The organism is Chryseotalea sanaruensis, assembly GCF_003990915.1.
Taxonomy (GTDB): Bacteria; Bacteroidota; Bacteroidia; order Cytophagales; family Cyclobacteriaceae; genus Chryseotalea; species Chryseotalea sanaruensis.
The window spans coordinates 71,168-91,944 of record NZ_BHXQ01000003.1 but is presented as its reverse complement, the minus strand read 5'-3'; the positions used below and the strand labels follow the sequence as shown (position 1 = coordinate 91,944).

Here is a 20,777-nt window from a genome sequence, read left to right as displayed (position 1 = left end):
TTGTTGAAGTAACTTAACGTAGATGGCTTTTAAGTTTACGAAAACTGTGTGGGAATGTTAATCAACACTTTTGTGCCGATTCCCCGACCCATCTCATTTGTTTTGTCAACTATTAGGAGACCAATTGTATTTTTCTTTTTAGCATTTAGTAGTTCAAGCCTTTTTTTGTTAGCAGAAATGGAAAAGGAAGCATGTTTTTTATTTTTGTTGCTTTTTAATTCGCCACTTGTTTTTCGACCTACACCATTGTCTTCAATTGTAATGAGTATATCATTCTTTTCGCGCGTAAAACTGATGTTGAGTTGTTTATGTCCCTTCCGATGGAGTAGGCCATGCTTTATGGCGTTTTCTACAAAAGGTTGAATAATCATTGATGGTAACCTTACAAAATGTACGTCTATGTTATCTGAACAAGTAATGCTGGATTGAAAGGTTTCACCAAAACGCATTTTTTCCAATGAAATATATGTTTCAAGTAATTCAATTTCTTCACTTAGTAATATGCTTTCATGTCCCGATAACTCTAGCACCTTTCTTGTTAATTCCGAAAACCTATCAAGGTATTTAATGGCATTTTCTTTGTCATCGCTGTACACAAATGCGTGAATGGAACTAAGTGAATTGTATATAAAATGCGGATTCATTTGCGCCTTAATAGAGGCCAGTAATGACTGCTGGAGTTCTTTCTCCAATTCCAATCTGTTAGTTTCCAGTTTGTTTTGGTAGCGTATCTTGGCTAAACGTTGCTTGTAGTGCAGGTATATAAAAATAAATAGTAACGTAAGTGAAAGAGAAATAAACCATACTTCAAGGTAGAGGGGTTTTGAAATAATGAAGTTTATCTGGACTTGTTTCGTACCGGTAGTGTGGTAATTCCCTGCCCTTAATCCGATCGAATAATTTCCGGGTGCCAATGAGGCCAATCTTAATTCGCGGTTGTTGTTTTCCAATAATCGCCATTCAGAATTATTGATGTTATACTCGACTCTAATATTATTGCCGGCTTTATAGCCAATAACTGAATAGTTGATCACAATATCATTCTCGTTACTACTTAAAGTTATTTTATCACTGAGGTCTTTCTTGTTTCGGTTGGCAATCAAGGAATTAATAATCAAGTTAGGTTTAACTTCGCTAACACTAGATATGGTGGCTGAAAAATAGACTAAACCCTTGTTGCCCACCATAAATACCGTATCATTCATGATACTGAAATCACGTAGATCGTCCATCGGTAAACCAGTAGTTTGGTCTATGAGTTTTATTGTATTCTCTTTTAGATCGTAAGCAATCAAATTGTTTTCAGTGAGCATCCAGGCGATGTCCTTCACTATCTTCAGCTTGAAGATGCCTGCAACGGTATTTTGATCAGGAGCGAATATTTTTTTTATCTCACCGTCTTCAACTTTTAGCAAGCCATCATTAAAAGACACGGCATAGACTGTGTTTTTGTAACTCTCCAGATCTGCGGCAATAACTGATTTACCTTTATACTTAATTTCTGTTTGCCCATTTAGTGAATAGGCCAGCAAACCATTGGTTGTGGCGACATACACTACATCCTCTGTAATAGCCAACGCGCGTGCTCTTACTTCTTTGTTATTTAACCTAAATTGTACAGAGTCTGTGCCTATAAATGAACCAAGATCTTTGTAGGCATTAATCCATTTGTTCTTTACATCATTCTTATCGTTACTATAGATACCTACAAATCCACTAGCTGCTACGATGTAATGACTATTATCAAGCTTATGTATATCTTTTATTGATCCTTCCTTTATAATGGCTTTTTTGTTTTTAGGATAGAAATAGACATTATTTGAGGCGTACCCTATATCTTCGGATGCTGAATCATAAAAGATTGTGATTACTTCCTGATTAAGTTCATTGGAAAAAAGTGTTTTCAGTTCGTTACTTTTATGAGAATATTCCAATACTTGATTATTTGCAGTGCCAATAAAAATTGAGTTGTTTCTTTTATTGGTTCTGATGGCTGTAAATGATTGATTCTCGAAATTTCTACGTGTTGTTAAGTTGGGAACAAATAATATCCCTTCATTTAAGGTGCCAATCCACCAGTTTCCTTCACTGTCTTGAGTAATGGTAGACGTATTCTTTCCCTTAAAAAAATGAAAATCTGAAGTGCTTGTGGGTTCAAAACTATCTGCGAATAAATAGAAGCCAGTTGATGTTACAATAGCCATTAGGCTATCATTGATAATGCGGGCATTCTGGATAAAGGTTTTATTCGGAAATTTAAAAACCGTTTTTTCTTTGCTCCAATTAATCAGGTTGTCTTCGTTATCGGGATATTTAGGCATATAATGCGTTCCCGATTTTAGAGGTAATACAAAAAAATAATCGGAACGAAGTGGAGCATTCTCTGCACGTAGATTACCAGTAACATCGCTAATAATAAGTTCGCCAGTGTTTTTATTAAAAAAGTAATAGTAATTTTCATTGGAGAAAGTAAAGTGACTTGTACTAAAACCATTAATTGATTTTTGAGTATATGTCATTGACTCCGTATTAAGGTAACGGAGGACATTTGCTCCTACAGAGACTAATGTGTTTCCACCCAACATACCAGCGGGACTGTACATACCAGTAGGCTCTATTTGCTTGCAATATTTTAGACTGTCATTTTCAATGTAAAAAAACTGACCTACAAAGTTTTGACACCATATTTTCCCTGTATTATCTTGTAATAGGTTACTAATGGGGCGTCCGCGTTGTTCTTCGTTTTGATAATGGATAAATCGAAAGCCATCGTATTTACTCAAGCCTTTATCATGGCCAATCCACATGAAGCCATCAGCATCCTGAAAAATATCGTAAATAGTATTGCTGGGTAAACCTGAGGTTTTGTCAATACTTTTATAGACAGGGTCTTGTGCCAGCGTAACAAGGTGCCAGCATACAAGTGAAAATATAAGGGTGAGCCTTTTCAATACTTAAAAATAGGAAATGGTAATGAGTATACCTGATAAAAAGCAAATAGTCTGCACTAGCAGACTATTACTTAAAACAAAGGTAACTGTGGCTTGTTGTTCTGCTATAGTATTTCGTTTAGCATGTAGAAATAGAAAAGCAGATCCATAATTTTATGAATCTGCTTCTTTAAAAGTGTGTAAGTTTTTATTCCAGTGCTTTTACACCTGGTAGTACTTTGCCTTCAAAGTATTCAAGCAGTGCTCCACCTCCTGTGGAAACATAGCTCACCTTTTCTTCAAACTTAAATTTCGCAACAGCTGCTGCTGAGTCACCCCCACCTATTAAAGAGAATGCACCTTTGTCAGTTGCCCTTACCACCGCTTCGGCAATGGCCTTTGTTCCCTTTTCAAATTTCTCCATTTCAAAAACACCCATAGGGCCATTCCATAAAATGGTTTTAGATTCTTCTACAACTTTAGCGAATATAGCTGTAGCCTGAGGGCCAATGTCTAAACCCATCCAACCATCTTTAATGGCATTGTTATTCGCTGTTTCTGTATTTGCGTTAGCATCAAACTTATCTGCAATAATTGAGTCGATAGGCAAGTGTAATTCAACACCCTTGGCTTTTGCTTTTTGAATGAGTTCTTTGGCTAAGTCAAGTTTATCGGCTTCCACTAAAGAATTACCAATATTGCCACCGAGGGCTTTAAAGAAGGTGTAAGCCATGCCACCACCAATAATTAAATGGTCAACTTTATCTAGCAGTTTTTCAATAATCAAGATCTTATCCGAAATTTTAGCACCGCCCATTATGGCCGTAAAAGGTTTTTCAGCTTTCTCCAACACTTTTTTTGCATTCTCCAGTTCAGCGGCCATTACATAGCCTGCACATTTATCTTTAAAAAATTGAGCTACAATTGTGGTGGAAGCATGTGCACGGTGGGCAGTACCAAAAGCATCGTTAACATATATATCACCATGTTTCGAAAGTTTTTCAGCAAAAGCTAAATCGCCTTTCTCTTCTTCTTTGTAGAATCTTAGATTTTCAAGAACCAGCACCTCACCTGGTTTTAATGCAGCGGAAAGTTTATAAGCTTCTTCACCAACACAATCATCAGCAAATTTAACAGGAGCGCCAAGCAAGTGTTCGGTGGTTTTGAGAGTATGCTTTAACGAATATTTTTCTTCAGGTCCGTCTTTAGGTCTACCTAAGTGTGACATTAGTATCAGTGCACCTCCATCTTTCAATATTTTTTTTAGCGTTGGAACAGTAGAGCGAATTCGGTTGTCGTCTGTTACTTGATAAGATTTATCTAAAGGTACGTTGAAGTCAACACGAATGAGTGCGCGCTTACCTGAAAAATTAAAATCGTTAATAGTCTTCATAGCATAGTTTTTGAAGCTGCTAATGTAGTAAAGAGCATGGTTTAATAAGTGACGAAGATCAGGTATTTATAAGTTAATTAGCTGATTCATATTTATATCCGTTGCTAACGTTTGCTTAAGCGTTTTTGCTTTAGTCACCAAATGAAATACCCATTCCCTTAGCAGCTTTTACCAGATAATTATTCTTGTTTACAACGTTATAGCTTTGAGTTGCCTTTTCCAGGGATACAGAAACAATCTCATTATTTTTGAAAGCTACCATCTGTCCAAATTTTTTCTCCAGAGCTAACTCAAAAGCCTTAACGCCATATAAGGTGGCCAGTATGCGATCGTAAGCAACTGGTGTACCTCCACGTTGTGTGTGTCCTAAAACTGTTTCGCGTATTTCCGCTTTGCAACCCGCATCCTTTAGTTGCTGCGAGAGTTGGTATGCAACGCCTCCTAGTCTAACATGTTCAGAACCTTTATCGCCTTTCTGCGATACAATGGTGCCATTTTTTGGTTTGGAACCCTCTGCAATTACAATGTTGCAAAATCCTTTGCCATTTTTGTAACGCATGGATACACGCTTGGCAAGTTTTTGAATATCGTAAGGGATTTCGGGAATTAAGCAAATTTCTGCACCACCGGCAATAGCAGTATGCAGCGCAATCCAGCCGGCATCACGCCCCATTACTTCCATAATCATGCAACGGTGGTGACTTTCTGCTGTGGTTACAAGACGATCAAAACTGTCTGTAGCTATTTGAACTGCTGTTTGAAATCCAAAAGTTACATCGGTAGCTGACAAGTCATTGTCAATTGTTTTGGGCACACCAATAATGGGAACTCCTTTATCGAAAAGTACTTTAGAAATTTTTTGAGAGCCATCGCCTCCAATATTTATAATGGCATCAAAGTGTAAGGCCTTCAGTTTTTTAATCAGTTCATCCGAGCGGTCCTCAAACTTGATGGTTCCATCAGGCTGAGTAACAGGGAAATTTATAGGACTGTCTTTGTTTGTCGTTTTTAAAATGGTGCCACCTTTTATATGTATACCTGCTGTTTTTCTGCTGGTAAGTTTTATGATTTCCTGAGGCTCATTTAACACGCCATTAAAGGCTTCAATACTTCCATATATTTCCCAGTCTTTCTCTTTGCGGGCACGTTTAGCAATGCCACGTATAACTGCATTAAGGCCGGGACAATCGCCACCACCGGTAAGAATAAGGATTTTTTTCATAACAATAAAATTAAGGAAGAATTGACAGTTGACAATTATCAATGTAGAATTTAGAAGGTACTTATATTAACTCTTAACAAAACTTTAATATAAACAATCAAGAATCTACTACTGTTCAGCGGCTGCTCTTTTTAATCGATCATTAATGGCGCGTCCAAGGCCTTGGTCGGGCACTAAATCAGTAAGTATAATATCCACAGGCATTTTATCTAAAGTTCGCAGACCTAGAAAAAGATTTTTTGCTGCTTCAGTAAGATTTCCTGTTGAAGACAATATAAACTGATACGGAATTTTGTAATCTTTTTGAAATGAGAGTACAGCTACCTTAGCACTGGGTTTATCCGAAAGTGCTTGATCGAGGTTGCCAATCACCAAACGTTTACTTGGTGCATAATGACTTTTTAATTGCCCTGGTGCTTTGGGATTAGAGGAGGAGTGCAACATAATATCAACACTTCCAATCACTTTTTCAATGTCTTCAATACCTAAACCACCTAATCTGTAAACAGTAGCCTGGTCGTTGTTAAAACCGACTATTGTAGATTCAATACCAATAGTGCATGGTCCGCCATCTAATATGTAAGCGATTTTATCCCCGAGTTGTTCATTTACATGTTCTGGAGTAGTCGGGCTTATATAACCAAAAGGATTGGCACTGGGCGCAGCCAAAGGGAAATCCAGTTCCTCCAATAATTCGCGCGTAAGGGGATGATTAGGGCAACGTATGCCTACCGTTTCAAGCCCTGCCGTTACAATATCAGGTATTATCTCTTTTTTTTTAAATAATATCGTTACCGGACCAGGCCAAAAATTACTGGCAAGCGCCAACGCTTTTAAAGGTAAGTTATCGGCATAAAGTTTTACAGCATGTAAGTCGGGCACATGAACAATTAATGGATCAAAAGAAGGTCTGTTCTTCGCCTCAAAGATACGTGCAATGGCATCTGCGTTAGTGGCATTAGCTGCCAGTCCGTAAACTGTTTCAGTCGGTATAGCCACTAATTTTCCTCTCTTCAAGAGCGCCTTAGCTCTTTCAATATCTTTTCCTATTTCGGCCATTTGCAAAAGTAAAAATTAGCTGGTAATGCGTTTATAAATCTTTCGTGACCTACCTTAAATTTCAGGAGCCACTTCTACTATAGCTTCCCATAGAATCAGAGCAGGCGATCTTTGAACATTTGTGAAATCTTTGGTAAAAGAAAATCTCACGATTTGTGCATAAATACTTCTATATCTTTATTCAATTCGACCTTTCATATAATGTTCTGGTAATAGAAATCCCGTGTTCTCACCGCACCAGAAAATATTCATGATGTAGTAACGTTCATGTGTTTTTAATAATTGTATGCTGTTAATACCCCTGTTTGTAACTGGTCCACCTTTGCTTTCTCGGGTTTCATAGGTGCTGAAAACGTGCACTATTGTCCCATAGGCATCCGTTAGGCGATTTAATTCACGTTCATAAAATCCAGTGGTAATTCTGGATTCAAACATCTGAATGTAGTCAGCGGGTGTCATACTCGCATAGCTGATTTTGGCATCTTTATTTTTTGAAGTAGGAATCAACCTAGCGTCTGATGTAAATAGATTTTTAAAACGATTCCAGTCTCTGCTCTCCCCGGCTTCTCCAGAAATGACCTCATATAAGGCTGTGATAATAGCGTCCGTAGACTGTACATCTTTTGAATAATCTTTTTGCTGGGCAAGCAACAGGTTGCTGAGAAGAAGGGCCATTGGCAGGATGCAAAGCTTTTTCATAGAATAAAATTTATGGAATGTAGGCATTAGCACTGAAATGCTAAAGAGTAATTACAGGATAAAGACCAGCAGCCATGATTTATGTAACTTACTGCCCAAATTAAAGTATGCATACCTTTTCAATTATTATACCTGTTTACAACCGACCTGAAGAAGTTGATGAACTACTGCATAGTTTAACGCTTCAGACATTACGAAAATTTGAGGTCGTATTGGTGGAAGATGGTTCTACTAAAACCTGCAAACATTTAGTTGATGTCTACTCAACTCATTTTGCCATTCAATATATTTTTAAACCTAATTCTGGACCGGGGCCTAGTCGTAATCTGGGTTTTGCCCAGGCAAAAGGAGATTATCTGGTTGTATTTGATTCGGATTGTATAATACCACCAGATTACTTGAGCATTGTACAAAACAATTTACTACAACATGGATGGGATGCTTATGGCGGACCCGATAAAGCACATCAGGACTTTACATTGTTGCAAAAAGCAATGGGATACACGATGGCTTCTTTTCTAACAACAGGGGGCATAAGAGGAGGTAAGCAGCATGTAGGCTCATTTCAACCACGCAGTTTTAATATGGGGCTGTCCAGAAAAGCGTATGAATTAACAGGAGGGTTTCGCTTTGATCGTTACGCAGAAGACATTGAATTAAGCATCCGATTAAAAGCTGAAGGCTTAAAGGTAGGCCTAATACCAGAAGCCTTTGTTTACCACAAAAGACGAACTAACCTGCGTCAATTTTACAAACAGGTTTTTAACTTCGGAAGGGGTAGGGTTTTGATAGGAAAGCAGTATTCCCAAGAGGTAAAACTAACACATTGGATTCCGTTATTATTTACGCTGGCACTTGTGGCATGGTTGTTAACCTTATTTACTTATCTGCCTTTATTTAAGCTCGGTTCAATATTTTTTGCTCTTTATTTTGGAGCTATCATGGTGGGGGCCACCATCGCTTACAAAAATGTGATGGTAGGATTAATGGCTATACCATCTGCTTTGGTTCAATTGGTTGGCTATGGACTCGGTTTTTTTGTAGAAAAGTTGAAATAGTACATTTAATTTTTCAGAAAGAAAATTAAAAACACTGGATTTAAGTTATTTTTAGTTAAAATTACGTCTAAAACAACCTAAATCTTACATGCAAAAATGTCTAGCCCTGGCTTTTCTGCTGCTTATTTGCACCCCATCAATTGCCCAAAACAATAATGAACTTGCCGCAGGTTACTATACTGTAGTAGGTGCTTTTGATAAATCTAAAGGTGAATACGCACAGCGCTTTGTTCAGCATCTGAACAGTAAAGGTTTCAATGCAAATTATGGTTTCAACACTTCAAGAGCGTTGTACTTTGTTTACTTACAAAGTCATAGCGATTTGAAAACCTCGCTTGAGGCCATGTATAAGTTGAGAGGCGAGAGTGATTTTAAAGATGCATGGGTGCGTGTTGTTCCAGGTGTAATCGGTCAACGGGGTGAGGAACAAAGACCCGTGGTGTTAGCCGAACCTGAAACCTCAGCCACAATAGCTAAAGATAAGGTTACGACTCCAGAGCCTGCTGAAATTGTTAAAGTTGTTGAAGAGAAACAGGTGCCTGTTGCGAACAACGGACTTTCAGAGGTCAAAGCAGTTGAACCTGAAAGCCAGGTAGAAGAAATAGTAAGCAATGAAGAGATCGAAGAAAAAATTGTTCAGGTCTTTCCCATTAATCTGGGAAATACTGAAGTATTTCTAAGCCTTTTCAACGCATCGAACAACCGTATTATTGATGGTGATGTGCAGGTAGTAGATACCGACAGGGGCAAACTTTTAAAAACAGTGAAAGGTAATGATTACCTGACATTGCCCGATCCTAAAAATCAAAGCGGTAAAGTCACGCTTATTTGTGATGTGTTTGGATATAGAAAATTACAGCTTGAAGTAAACTATCGTAACCCTGAAGCAGATACTGCTTTAGCGCATGTGGATATGATGGGTTTAAGTTTTGTGGTTTCTTTTGATTTGGTACGTTACATCAAGGGCGATATACAAACGCTTTCACATGTATACTTCTTCAACGATGCAGCCATTATGATTCCTGAATCGCGTTATGAGATAAACCAGTTACTTCAGATGATGAATGAGAATAAGTACATGAAAATTCGCCTACACGGCCACACCAATGGGCATTACCACGGTAAAATCATTAAAATGGGTAATGAGAAAAACTTTTTTGCTATAGGTAAGGATGCAATTAATACTGTTGGATCAGCTAAAGATCTTTCTTTTGAAAGAGCAGAGATTATAAGAGAGTATTTAATTGAAAATGGTATTGCTGGTGAAAGAATTGAAGTAAAAGGTTGGGGAGGTAAGAAGCCTCTTTACGATAAGCACAGCGCAAATGCTAAAAGAAATGTAAGGGTTGAAGTAGAAGTGATCGCTGATTAAATTCTTGTCCTGCGAAGGACCCTCTGAAAAGCCCGTGTTGAGTAATCGACCGGGCTTTTTCAATTAAAAAATGTAACTTTTTATATGAGCTCACCCTCTAGAAATTTCCTTTATCTTATATTGGCCATAGGTTCTGGTATAGTTTGGGCTTTCTCCTGGGCGATAGACACTACATTGGCTTATGTACTCTTCGGTATCTCTTGTTTTTTTCTAACGCTCTTCTTCTATAATCGATTTGCTGTCATAGATGAGCATAGTGGCAATTACGATAAATCAGGATCACATCTGTTCAAGCATGGAGAAGAGTCATTCAGAAGCGGTAAAACTTCTCAAAAGGCAGTACCAAAATCAACAGTTAAATCAATAGAAAATCTAAAGAATTTGACTGTTATGGTTCCCGTTATAACCCTTATTATATTAGGTGTAGCTTTCTTTTATTTTATCTGGAATACAACAAGTAGTCAGCAAGACTTGTATCCTTACGATGCCTATACTAAAGCAGAAGAATTCTATACTATGCAGCAATATGATTCTGCATATTACTATTACAAATACGCAAGCGATAATGACGAATATTTAGATGAGGCCTTGCTGGGTTTGGGTAATACTCATTATATGCAATTTCGTTACGACTCAGCGCTTTATTTTTATGAAAAAGCCACACAAGCAGATGCCAAAGCCTTTCAACCAAAATATAGCATCGCCTGGTGGTATTTTGCTCAGGATCAATTTCAGCAATCTATAGATAAACTCCGCGAGCTTGAATATGATTATGCGCAACAAGGGGATTTATGGCAATTGCTTGGAGATAACTATTATGAATTGGGTAATCACGATGAAGCTTTACCTAACTATGAGAGGGCTTATGAAATTGGAAACCGAAGTCGTTGGCTTTGTCATGTAATGGCTTTCTTGTATGATAAGAAAGGTGATATAAAAATAGCTATTTCACTTTACAAAGAAGCATTAACCTTTGATGATACTATTATTGAAATATACATTCGCTTAGGAGAACTGCAGCCCGGTAACGAGGGAGATTCATATAGAACCCGTGCCGCTGAATTACAACTTAGTAATGGTAGATGATAAAGTAAAGTTATTGTTTAGGTAATGCGCCTCTCTTACCTAATTCAATCACTTCCACATTTTTGATTGCTTTGGCTTCTATATCAAAACGCATAATGGTTTTCATGTGATGAAATCCGTGATTACCTGCTGCCCCCGGATTAATGTATAACATATTTGAATAGTTCGGATCACGCATTACCCTGAGAATATGTGAATGGCCGCAAATAAAAATATCCGGAACTAACTCTTTAAATTTTTTCTTAATTCGTGGATTGTAATTGGGTGGCGCTCCACCAATATGGGTCATCCATATTTTCAAACCTTCACATTCAAACCAAAAATCTTCAGGCAGGCTGCGCTGAAGTTTCATACTATCAATGTTACCGAATATAGCTTTAGTTGGTTTGAAGCTCTGTAGTTTTTGAAGCAGGGCCTCATCACCAATATCGCCTGCATGCCATAGTTCATCACAATCTTTAAAATGATCAAAAAGAGATGGTTCCAAATGGCTATGTGTATCAGAGAGTAATCCTATTTTCATACGTAACTATTATTTTAGATTCGGCCATTCACCTCTTTTCTGTTGCTGTATTGAGGGTGAGGTTTTCGTTAATACCCAACTAAATTAATTAGGTTTGTCAGCCAAGTCTGCTTAATGCTCTTTGCGACAAGATCTTCCTTTGTCATAGAAAAACAAAACTTTTCACCACAATGCCTATTGGATATACCGGATTTAAGTAACCCTTAAAACGGGTTAGCAAAAGTTGATCCATTTATAGAGTACCTCGTGCAGGCAGCAAATTTGGGGTGTTCATCGAACTATCTTTGATTTTATCGATCTATTTGACTCATTGGCTTATTAAACATACATCTAAGAGTATAGAGGCTTACTTTCACCCGTTATATCGCTACTGCCATGAAAATATTAATATTCACTTTCTGTCTGGTTACTTTTTTTGCTCAAGCGCAAGATTCAGAAACGTTAACAAAAAGCTTTAATACCATAAAGGATAAAGCGCAGACATTTAAAGATTATAAGGTAATAAAACAGACAACACTTGACGCTTTTTGGAAATCGGTGGAGGATAGTCTTGCCAAACAAAGGCTAGCGATAACACAACAACAGGCAGAAATCAATTCATTTAATGCGCGCATGGATCAGCAAAATGTAGAAATGGCCAGACGTGAAGCTGCAGCTGCTGAAATTGAGTTTGACAGCGAACATATTACAGTGGCAGGCATAGCTATGCATAAGGCAGCGTTTATCAGTGTATTCTTTATTTCGCTGGCTGTATTGGCAGGATTGTTGATTTTGTCTTTTATACGATCACAACTTCTATCGCGCTCGCTCAAAGAAAAAGCAGAAACAATGTTGATTCTTACCAGTGAATTCGAAGAATATAAACATCGTGCACTCGAGAAACAAATGAAGATCTCAAGAGAGCTTCAAGATGAGCGAAACAGAATAGCAGAAGTAAGAACTAATCGTTAGGATTATTTTGGAATTTCAACAATGAAGGTAGTACCCTCATTTTCTATTGTCTCCACGCGAATTTTTCCTTTCATTAACTCTACTAATTCCTTAACAATAGAAAGCCCTAAACCTGATGAGCTTTCTCCGCCAGTAGGTTGGGCAGACAATCGCTGAAATTTCCCGAACAATTTTGGTAAATCATTTTTACTGATGCCAGGTCCATGATCCTTTATCTTAAATTTTACATGAGTTGGTACTTCGCTAACCTCTAGTTTCACTTGAGTGGAGGCGGGGGAGAACTTAAGTGCATTAGAAATCAAATTTTCGAGTATGCGGTTCATGGCATCTTTATCTGCATGCACGCTCATATTCTGAGTCTGATCTTCTAAAGTAAGTTTTATTCCTTTTTGCAATGCCACATCCTTGAATATATCCTTTTGTGTATTTAATAAATGGCTAATCTCAATTTTTTCTTTTTGTAAAGCTGCTCCTCCTTGTTCTATTCTATTGATGTCAAGTAGGTTGCTTACTAAGCTTTTCATGCCTATACAGGAACGCTCCATTATAGATAGGTATTCCTTTTGAGTTTCATTAAGGCTATCCTCATGTTTGAGTAGGTTGATTAATCCCAGCACACTGTTAAGTGGACTTTTTAAATCGTGTGCAGCAATACCAAGAAAGTGATCCTTTTCAACATTAAGTTGAATCAGTGCATCATTTACTTTTATTATTTTTTGTTCCAGATCCTTCCTTCTGGAAATATCAAAAACGGTAGAACGGCTCATTAAATAATTGCCTGCTTCATCGTAAATAGCTGTTGCGCTGAGTACAATTGGTATAGTACTACCGTCTTTTCTCTTGAGTTCAAATTCTACGTTGTTAATGCTGCCAGATTTTTTAAACTCAGGATAAAGTCTTGAGAAAAGAATTGCCGATTCTGTTGTAACCAAATCAGTGAAAGCGAGTTTGTTAATAACTTCATCTGCAGAATAGTTTAGCCACTCTAATTCAGTTCTATTCATTCGCACAATCTTACCTTCCTGGTCAACGGAATGATAACCACATGGTGCGTTGTCGTAAAGATCTTTAACTTCAATCAATGCATCTTCCGTTTTTCGATTTTTTAATTGTAACGATTCATAGAAGGCCTGAATCTGCTCAACACTTTTTTGAAGTTCTGCATTAAGCTCATTAACGATTGTATTTTTTCTATCAAGTTCTAGGGTTCTTTCTTTTACTTTTTGCTCCAGTACTGCATTGGATTTATTAAGCGTATCTATTAGCTCATTGTTTTTTTTCTGTTTTTCATTGATTGTAATGTATGCGAATACTAAGGTTAGACCAATTAGAAAAAAACTCAGGTATCTGATTTTGGTTTGAGTTGCAAGCGTCTGGTTCAGTGCTGTCAGACGCTCGTCAAGAAGTATTTCTTCATTTTTATTAAAGTCTTGAATAGCGTTTTTGAGATTATTAATCGTTAAAGAATCTTTTCTTGCATATGAATAATCTATTGCTTTTTGTAAGCCGTATTGTTGTGATATTGTGCCAACAATAGCAAGTTGCCTTATCTTATAGGATACATAAAGCTCAATTCCATTATTTACAATTTTAAGCTGCCCTGGCCTGTCCAGGCAAAGTTTTTTCAAATCTTCAACTAAAGCCTTATACTGATTCTTGGCAACACTATAATTATCTAAGAAGGTAGAATCTTTGGTGAGTATAAAACCTCGGAGTCCAGACTCTGCAGTGCTAACCATGGACAATAAATCCTCACTTTTTTCAAGTACAGAATAAGAATGTAAAACCAGATCTACCCGTTTCCGGCTCTCAATAACGGCAAAGTAGGTAATGATGCCGGACAGCACAGTAAGAATAATAGAAAAGACCAACAGGATTTTGATCCGGTCTGTTCGCATAGGAGGTGGCTCTTTTAATTTGAGTGAAAATACTAAATATTTATGTACTCACATTAAGCTAAGAGGTCTATTGTTAATTATTCTTTGCTCCGTCATCTACCCAGCAGGCAATTTTTTTAATCTGTTCTGCTGTTAAATCTGTTCTCCCGGCTGGTGGCATGGTACCATTTCCTGTTCTTGACTTTACAGTTTCTTTATTGGCCTGTACTCCGGATATATTACTAAGGTTGGGTGATTGAGTTCCATTATGACACCCGCTTACTGCACAATTTGTGACAATAATATCCTGGATTTCGTTTGACCAGCTAATACCAGTATCACCTCTGGCCACTTGCCTGTTAAGTGAGAAGGAACAACCATCACTATCACGAATCATAATGGTATAACTTCCTGATGCAAGGTTACTAAATGAAGGAATTTCAGTGAACGTACCATTACCAAGTTTATAAGTGTAGGGTGGAGTGCCACCAGTTGCACTAATCAATATTGATCCGTTATCGTTAATACAATTACTATCTTGTACAGTGGTGGCAGTAGCATTCAAGGTGGAGTTAGGAATGCTGATTTGTGCTGATGGGTTTAAAAAACCGGAACAGCCGTTCGCATCTTTAGCTTCTATTGAGTATAATCCTGCTCCAAGATTTTGGAAAAGGGTGTTATCCGAAAATGCACCTCCATTTACACTAAACTGATAAGGTCCTTTACCGCCAATAGCACTTACAGAGATACTTCCGTCATTGGTATTACAAGCGCTTGCATTGTTGATTGCTACTACATCAACAGTAATAGAGGTTGATGTGCAATCAAATGGCCCTGCAATGTCTTTACTGGTACAGCCAATGAGTATAAATACCAGTAGTGGAGAAAAAATCCTTTTCATGAGAGAATCGTTTATACAAAGAACAAGAAAAATTGCTGAGAGTTTACGTAGTCTGAACAATCTCTTAAATTTAACACATGAATCGCATCGACAGACTAACCGCTATCCTCATTCACCTGCAATCCAAAAGGGTGGTTAAGTCCGAAGAACTGGCTGATCGTTTCTCGATAAGTCAAAGAACCGTTTATAGAGATGTAAAGGCTTTGATGGAAGCAGGTGTGCCCATAGGCTCTGAGGCGGGTAAGGGCTATTTTATTGTGGACGGTTACCATTTGCCTCCAGTTATGTTTACGCAAGATGAGGCAAGCGCTATGATGTTGGCAGGTAAATTGGTTGAAAAACTAACTGATAAGTCCGTACAAACATCCTTTGATTCAGCCTTGCATAAGATAAAAGCAGTATTACATGAATCTGAAAAGGATCATTTAGAAAGTCTTCAAAATCTTGTGCAGGTACTTGAGAGACCTCGCAATGAAGAACAACCCTCGGGTAATTTTCCTGACAATTTTTTAACCACTATACAAAGAGCTGTGGTGAAAAAGCAAGTACTTGTAATTGAATATACCAATAATAAGCAAGAGCTAACAAGTAGGGAGCTGGAGCCCATTGGCATTTTTTATTATAGCAGCGCATGGCATTTAATAGCCTGGTGTCGTCTACGAAATGATTATCGAGATTTCAGGGCCGACCGCATTCGTAGTCTTGTAAACACGGAAAAACCTGTCGAAAATAGAAATCTTTTGTCTTTAAAAGAATACATGACCTCCATGGGACAAATGCACGAAGGCCTCATTAAAGCCGTTGTTTGTTTTGATAAGGGCATGCTAAAAGGCCGGCAAGTCTATGGTTCTTTCTCGCAGGAAGATCAGGGTGATCGCATCAAAATTGTATTTTTGATTGACAACCTTATTTACATTGCCCGTATGTTGTTGGTTTATGGCAGCGCAGCTACCATTGAGGAGCCTGAAGAGCTTAAACACATCATGTCAGAACTTACCGAAGAACTATTCTCACATTACGGCAAGGTCAAAGAACTTCAGCCAGCTGATTCTTGAGCTCGTTAGCCAGTTTAGATAAAAACTTTTACTTTTTTTGAATGTCAGTTTTGCTGTTGCCATACTGTTGACAGTGGTGGGTATTTATTTCGTGTTCAAATAATGAATACAAAAATGAGGACAAGCATACTACTGATACTTCTCTGCGCCTGCTTTTCTTGCGCAGTTCCTGAACCTGGGGTTGAACATGTTGAAATTATGACGTTTCGGCTAAATAGCAACATACCAGACGATGACTTTAGTTTGGTTAATAAAGAAGTGGGTGCCTTTTTACAAAAACAAGCGGGCTTCGTTAGCCGTGAATTAGGCAAAGTAAACGACAGCACATGGATTGATGTGTTACGGTGGCAAAGCAGAAAACATTTCGAAGAAGCCTATGCAAAATCAGCTGATGATGAGACTGTTAAACGCATGTCTGATATGATAAATTTTGATACAGTACTGCCACTTTCATTTAATGTGCATCCAATCTCATTTCAATAGATTTCAAACAAGATTGAATACTGTTTAAACGATTTTTCCGAGTAAACTTAGATCACTTTTTGAAAATGGAAAGTAAACTTTCATCACAACAAACTTTTAGAAGTCTATTGCTATTCATTGGTATTGTTGCAGGATTGCTTGCAGCTTATTTTTTAAATATTCAATAAAATTATATGACACACACAAATGTTCTGGTATTTAAAACATCTGTTGCTTCACAGCATGCTGTAAAAGAACTCGCCCCTGTACTTAACAGAGCAGCGGGGAGTGGCAACTGGAATTTTGCCCTTGATGATTGTGACCGTATTTTAAGGATTAAATCAACAGAGGTGCCAGCGGAGTTAGCCATTTTTATTTTAAATGAATCGGGTTTTGATTGTATAGAACTAGAAGATTGAGATGAGAAAAATTATTTTACAGTTAGCAGTTAGTTTGGATGGATTTATCGAGGGCACAAATGGTGAATACGATTGGTGCTTTACTGATCAGGATTATGGAATGCAAGATTTCTTAGCAAATATTGATACCATTCTCTACGGAAGAAAAAGTTACGAGTTGTTACTGAAAACGGGAGACACGTCATTTCAAAAATTCAGAACCATTGTTTGTTCAAAGTGCAAAGACCTGTCTTTTAATGATGTTGAAATATGGCCAGACGATCTATCTGCAAGATTAAGTAACCTAAAACAGACGCCTGGAAAAGACATTTGGTTTTTTGGTGGAGCTGAATTGCTAACTGCTTTTTTGGAAAATGACTGGGTAGATGAGTTTCGGCTGGCAGTTCACCCCGTTGTTTTGGGTGCCGGTAAACCACTTTTTCAAGATCTTTCAAAAAGAAAGTATCTTCGTTTAACACATGTTCAGCGTTATCCAACAGGTTTAGTAATGCTTCATTATGAAAAAAGCTAAAACGACTTCAAGGTTGAAGCCAGCTAAAGGGAAAAGCTGGACAGATAAAGTAAATGATGATAGTAAGTCAGAACAAGTAAAACGCCTCGAAAAGGATTTTGCCGATATGCCGGCTAATTCCATGATGCTTATTGCAACACCTAAAATAATCGATGGTTATATAAGGTCTGTACCAAAAGGTAAAGCAATAAGTTTACAGACCATGCGCAAAGACCTTGCTTTGGCGTATAGGGCAGAATACACTTGCCCGGTTACAACAGGTATTTTTCTACGCATTGTGGCTGAGGCTGCCCACGAACAACTAACAGCTGGTAAGGTCTTAAAAAGTGTAGCTCCTTTTTGGCGTGTTGTAGAAGAAAAATCACCGCTGAATAAAAAGCTGTCCTTTGGTCCTGACCTTGTAATTCAACAGCGAAAAAAAGAAGGTATAAGTAAAGAACCAGTGAAGAAGGAATAACCGTACTTTTGTGCATGCGTTTGGATGATAAGGTTAGGGAAGTTGTAGCAGTTTTTGAAAAACTGGATCAAGAGATAGCAGCGTTTCAGCAAACGACAGATTTGCATTGCAAATTCGGGTGCGGCAAGTGTTGTTATAAATCAGATATAGAAGCAACCACCTTAGAATTTCTTCCTTTCGCTTTTGACCTTTATAAAAAAGATCAGGCTTTAGTCTGGCTTGAAAAATTGAAACAATCAGATTCCTCTATTTGTCTCATCCTTAATCCCACGCAAAGCGGTGCTGGTCTATGTTCTGAGTATGTGCATCGCGGATTGATTTGTCGATTGTTTGGATACTCAGCCAGGACCAATAAGTATAATCAAAAAGACTATGTTACTTGTCAGATAATAAAGACTGAGCAAACAGCAAACTATGATCGAGCAGCAAAACTAGTAACAGAAGGAGGGGAGATTCCTGTCATGAATCAGTTTTACATGCAACTTCATGCTATCGACATGGATTTAACCCAAAATTTTTATCCAATTAATGAAGCAATGCGCAGGGCTATTGAACATGTTCTGTCCTATTACGCTTATCGAGATGCATAAATGGCGTTGATGATCTTATCAACAAAAATCTTTGCTGTTTTAAGGGTATCTACCGCAGGCAGTTTGGGAGTGGGTAAATAAGCGGTAAAGCTAATAGTACCAGAAAGCAGTAGCGATGCCGCAATCAAAGCAACCAGTATTCCGGCAAGTAGAAGAAGGTTACGTAAGGAAATGCTCTCTTTCATTGCTCGATGCTTTGCTAAGTCCATGCCAAGTCTATTTTCTGCGTTTTTAGCCTAATTTGCAACTTTAACTGTTCATTTTTGAACGCTGCAAACTAAAATTGTACAATCATTACCGGACAACTAGCCGAAGGTTACAGCCTCTAGTTACAGGGTATATATGCTGGTAGAACTTTCTTTATGCTTAAATTTGTTCTGAAAGAAATAGCGTCTTATGAAATGCCTATGTAAATGCTCTGCGCCAATCGAAACTGAGTGTTATAGCCATTGCATGTGACCTTAAGCAAAAAAAATATAAACACATGAAAAAGCTTCTGTTAACTTCCTTTTCAATTGCACTGATCATGGCTCTAACCGCTTTTAAAACGGTAGAAGGCCCCGTTCAATGGCTAACATTTGAGGAGGCAATAGAGAAATCAAAAACAGAGAAGAGACCAATTTTTATTGATGTTTACACAGATTGGTGCGGCTGGTGTAAAGTAATGGATAAGAATACCTTCAGTGAGCCACAAGTGGCCAAACTGCTTAATGAAAAATTTTATGCTGTTAAATTTGATGCCGAGCAGCGGGAAGATGTAGTATTTTCGGGTACCACCTTCAAGTTTGTACCCAGTGGCAGTAAAGGATATCATCAATTAGCGGCTGCGCTTCTTAATAATCAGATGAGTTATCCGACAGTGGTTTTTTTGGCGGAAGATTTTAGTATGATTCAACCATTACCGGGCTATAGAAAAGCTGATGAGTTTCACAAGATAGCTCAGTTTATTGGGGAAGGTCACTATAAAAACATAAAGTGGAACGAGTGGGAAACTAAATACAAATCTCCTTACGCATCCAAATAGGTTGATTGGATCAAATAAGTTAGAAGCGTAATGAAACAAATGAAGCATATATTAAAAATAAGTGATCCATTAAAATGGCTGGCAAAGTCAATTTTAGTTTTTGGATTAATTGCTTTTTCTGGGTATGCTGCTGATTCTCGACTTTTAAATGTCGAACCTACTAAAACTGAGTTAAGCGAAGTCAGGCGTGCAAATTTTAAAAGAGTCGTTAAGCTGGAAAAAGTATTCAACGAGCTTCATTTTTTACTGACACCTCCAAGTAGCCATCCAGAAGACTTTATTTCTTTTCTAAATCATGAAGAGAAGAGAATAACGGTAAAGCTTAAAAGTATTTCCAAAGAGTTGCCAATAAATGAACAAGACGGTTTCTTAATCTACTACGCAACTGAGAGTTCTGAAGAGTTCAAAATGAACTACATCCTGGGATAATTCTTCCCACACAAGCCAAAGTTGAATACAAACTTGGCTCACTTCTTAAATACATTGGAACAATCCGGGTTTTTGACCGGAATAATTTTTGTTAAATGAAAAAGGTTAAGGAAGGACTGCGACTTTTAGTAATGGTCATATTTTTAATATTAGCCGCATTTGGAATGGGAATAATGGGAAATATTTTGAATAACAATAGAGAGAGATACATGGACAAAGAAGTAAGGATTGAAAGAGTAGACAAAAAGAGAGACGATGATGGTGGAGACGAAGTTAAAAATTAGGATTCGGTGATGTGCTGATTGTCAATTTGATGGTTGATTTAAAGTAAGTTGACAACTAGATATTCATATTACCTTTGGATGAAGAGATTAAAGCAATCCGTTTTTTATTGATGGATTTGTAATCAATCCAGATAATGTTCCGTTGACTTCTTTAAAATCTCAATCAGCTCCTCATCCATATATTGATAAAGATCTTCTATATTCAGTATTACGATTTCTTTTTCGCTGATGGACTGACTGAACTTTTGTTCTAAAATCTCCTTGTGCTTTTTCTCCATCACAAAAATCAGATCTGCCCAAAGTATTAATTTTTCTGATACTTTAACTCTAGCCTCTTTAGAGGTGCCGGCAGATCTGATCGTGTGATGTTGATGTCGCTTAAAAATAGTTTCTGCTGTTAAGCTTCTCCATTTATTTCGACTACAGATAAATAGAATATTCAAACCCAGTTTGCTAATTTGATTGATCAGTTTCT

23 protein-coding genes are annotated in these 20,777 nt (G+C 37.6%); 13 read left to right on the top strand and 10 right to left on the bottom strand.

Annotated elements, in window-relative coordinates; translation table 11 throughout:
* Nucleotides 1-35 precede the first annotated feature (35 nt).
* The 5 genes from SanaruYs_RS08255 to SanaruYs_RS08235 all read right to left on the bottom strand — a co-directional run bounded on the left by SanaruYs_RS08255 (nt 36) and on the right by SanaruYs_RS08235 (nt 7,303).
* Complete coding sequence (locus SanaruYs_RS08255; RefSeq protein ID WP_127122084.1) at nt 36-2,951, bottom strand: sensor histidine kinase; 2,916 nt, start codon at nt 2,949-2,951, stop codon at nt 36-38.
* Nucleotides 2,952-3,138: 187 nt separating this feature from the next.
* Nucleotides 3,139-4,323, bottom strand: a complete 1,185-nt coding sequence (locus SanaruYs_RS08250; RefSeq protein WP_127122083.1) for a phosphoglycerate kinase — start codon at nt 4,321-4,323, stop codon at nt 3,139-3,141.
* 130 nt (nt 4,324-4,453) lie between these two features.
* Nucleotides 4,454-5,545 carry a 6-phosphofructokinase gene (locus SanaruYs_RS08245; protein WP_127122082.1) on the bottom strand — a complete coding sequence of 364 codons (1,092 nt, stop codon included), beginning with the start codon at nt 5,543-5,545 and terminating at the stop codon, nt 4,454-4,456.
* A gap of 108 nt (nt 5,546-5,653) precedes the next feature.
* The gene (locus SanaruYs_RS08240; RefSeq protein ID WP_127122081.1) at nt 5,654-6,604 is read right to left on the bottom strand and encodes an L-threonylcarbamoyladenylate synthase; all 951 of its coding nucleotides are present in this window, start codon (nt 6,602-6,604) and stop codon (nt 5,654-5,656) included.
* Nucleotides 6,605-6,781: 177 nt separating this feature from the next.
* Nucleotides 6,782-7,303, bottom strand: a complete 522-nt coding sequence (locus SanaruYs_RS08235) for a hypothetical protein (RefSeq protein WP_127122080.1) — start codon at nt 7,301-7,303, stop codon at nt 6,782-6,784.
* 107 nt (nt 7,304-7,410) lie between these two features.
* On the opposite strand from SanaruYs_RS08235, the gene SanaruYs_RS08230 reads away from it, so the two are divergent.
* The 3 genes from SanaruYs_RS08230 (at nt 7,411) to SanaruYs_RS08220 (ending at nt 10,819) form a co-directional block, all read left to right on the top strand.
* Complete coding sequence (locus tag SanaruYs_RS08230; protein WP_127122079.1) at nt 7,411-8,361, top strand: glycosyltransferase family 2 protein; 951 nt, start codon at nt 7,411-7,413, stop codon at nt 8,359-8,361.
* Nucleotides 8,362-8,449: 88 nt separating this feature from the next.
* Entirely contained in the window at nt 8,450-9,733 is a 1,284-nt protein-coding gene (locus tag SanaruYs_RS08225; protein ID WP_127122078.1) for an OmpA family protein, read from the top strand.
* A gap of 84 nt (nt 9,734-9,817) precedes the next feature.
* The gene (locus tag SanaruYs_RS08220) at nt 9,818-10,819 is read left to right on the top strand and encodes a tetratricopeptide repeat protein (RefSeq protein ID WP_127122077.1); all 1,002 of its coding nucleotides are present in this window, start codon (nt 9,818-9,820) and stop codon (nt 10,817-10,819) included.
* A gap of 10 nt (nt 10,820-10,829) precedes the next feature.
* Here the strand turns inward: SanaruYs_RS08220 and SanaruYs_RS08215 are convergent, their stop codons facing one another.
* On the bottom strand, nt 10,830-11,342 hold the full coding sequence (locus tag SanaruYs_RS08215; RefSeq protein WP_127122076.1) for a metallophosphoesterase family protein: 513 nt from the start codon (nt 11,340-11,342) through the stop codon (nt 10,830-10,832).
* A 375-nt stretch (nt 11,343-11,717) separates the two neighbouring features.
* On the opposite strand from SanaruYs_RS08215, the gene SanaruYs_RS08210 reads away from it, so the two are divergent.
* Complete coding sequence (locus tag SanaruYs_RS08210) at nt 11,718-12,293, top strand: hypothetical protein (RefSeq protein ID WP_127122075.1); 576 nt, start codon at nt 11,718-11,720, stop codon at nt 12,291-12,293.
* A 2-nt stretch (nt 12,294-12,295) separates the two neighbouring features.
* Here the strand turns inward: SanaruYs_RS08210 and SanaruYs_RS08205 are convergent, their stop codons facing one another.
* Together SanaruYs_RS08205 and SanaruYs_RS08200 are read right to left on the bottom strand one after the other, a co-directional pair.
* Entirely contained in the window at nt 12,296-14,191 is a 1,896-nt protein-coding gene (locus SanaruYs_RS08205; RefSeq protein WP_127122074.1) for an ATP-binding protein, read from the bottom strand.
* Between the two features lie 73 nt (nt 14,192-14,264).
* Nucleotides 14,265-15,071 carry a SprB repeat-containing protein gene (locus SanaruYs_RS08200; RefSeq protein WP_127122073.1) on the bottom strand — a complete coding sequence of 269 codons (807 nt, stop codon included), beginning with the start codon at nt 15,069-15,071 and terminating at the stop codon, nt 14,265-14,267.
* A 77-nt stretch (nt 15,072-15,148) separates the two neighbouring features.
* On the opposite strand from SanaruYs_RS08200, the gene SanaruYs_RS08195 reads away from it, so the two are divergent.
* The 6 genes from SanaruYs_RS08195 to SanaruYs_RS08170 all read left to right on the top strand — a co-directional run bounded on the left by SanaruYs_RS08195 (nt 15,149) and on the right by SanaruYs_RS08170 (nt 18,565).
* A complete protein-coding gene (locus SanaruYs_RS08195; RefSeq protein ID WP_127122072.1) occupies nt 15,149-16,126 on the top strand; it encodes a helix-turn-helix transcriptional regulator in 978 nt (325 codons plus the stop codon).
* A gap of 198 nt (nt 16,127-16,324) precedes the next feature.
* Nucleotides 16,325-16,609, top strand: a complete 285-nt coding sequence (locus SanaruYs_RS08190; protein WP_127122071.1) for a hypothetical protein — start codon at nt 16,325-16,327, stop codon at nt 16,607-16,609.
* Nucleotides 16,610-16,782: 173 nt separating this feature from the next.
* Nucleotides 16,783-17,007: a hypothetical protein gene (locus SanaruYs_RS08185; RefSeq protein ID WP_127122070.1), complete on the top strand. Its 225-nt coding sequence runs from the start codon at nt 16,783-16,785 to the stop codon at nt 17,005-17,007.
* 1 nt (nt 17,008) lies between these two features.
* Nucleotides 17,009-17,518, top strand: coding sequence for a dihydrofolate reductase family protein (locus SanaruYs_RS08180; RefSeq protein WP_127122069.1), 510 nt, complete (start codon nt 17,009-17,011; stop codon nt 17,516-17,518).
* Nucleotides 17,505-17,975, top strand: coding sequence for a hypothetical protein (locus SanaruYs_RS08175; RefSeq protein ID WP_127122068.1), 471 nt, complete (start codon nt 17,505-17,507; stop codon nt 17,973-17,975). Before SanaruYs_RS08180 ends, SanaruYs_RS08175 begins: the two co-directional genes overlap by 14 nt.
* A 14-nt stretch (nt 17,976-17,989) precedes the next feature.
* Nucleotides 17,990-18,565, top strand: a complete 576-nt coding sequence (locus tag SanaruYs_RS08170) for a YkgJ family cysteine cluster protein (protein WP_127122067.1) — start codon at nt 17,990-17,992, stop codon at nt 18,563-18,565.
* Here the strand turns inward: SanaruYs_RS08170 and SanaruYs_RS08165 are convergent.
* Nucleotides 18,550-18,774 carry a hypothetical protein gene (locus tag SanaruYs_RS08165; RefSeq protein WP_148115040.1) on the bottom strand — a complete coding sequence of 75 codons (225 nt, stop codon included), beginning with the start codon at nt 18,772-18,774 and terminating at the stop codon, nt 18,550-18,552. The genes SanaruYs_RS08170 and SanaruYs_RS08165 overlap by 16 nt on opposite strands.
* A gap of 275 nt (nt 18,775-19,049) precedes the next feature.
* Here SanaruYs_RS08165 and SanaruYs_RS08160 point away from each other — a divergent pair, with 275 nt between their 5' ends.
* The 3 genes from SanaruYs_RS08160 (at nt 19,050) to SanaruYs_RS08150 (ending at nt 20,302) form a co-directional block, all read left to right on the top strand.
* Complete coding sequence (locus tag SanaruYs_RS08160; protein WP_127122065.1) at nt 19,050-19,589, top strand: thioredoxin family protein; 540 nt, start codon at nt 19,050-19,052, stop codon at nt 19,587-19,589.
* Between the two features lie 30 nt (nt 19,590-19,619).
* A complete protein-coding gene (locus SanaruYs_RS08155) occupies nt 19,620-20,018 on the top strand; it encodes a hypothetical protein (protein WP_127122064.1) in 399 nt (132 codons plus the stop codon).
* Between the two features lie 95 nt (nt 20,019-20,113).
* Nucleotides 20,114-20,302, top strand: a complete 189-nt coding sequence (locus SanaruYs_RS08150; protein ID WP_127122063.1) for a hypothetical protein — start codon at nt 20,114-20,116, stop codon at nt 20,300-20,302.
* A 122-nt stretch (nt 20,303-20,424) separates the two neighbouring features.
* On the opposite strand, the gene SanaruYs_RS08145 is transcribed toward SanaruYs_RS08150, so the two are convergent.
* A complete protein-coding gene (locus SanaruYs_RS08145; RefSeq protein ID WP_127122062.1) occupies nt 20,425-20,745 on the bottom strand; it encodes a low molecular weight protein tyrosine phosphatase family protein in 321 nt (106 codons plus the stop codon).
* Nucleotides 20,746-20,777 lie beyond the last annotated feature (32 nt).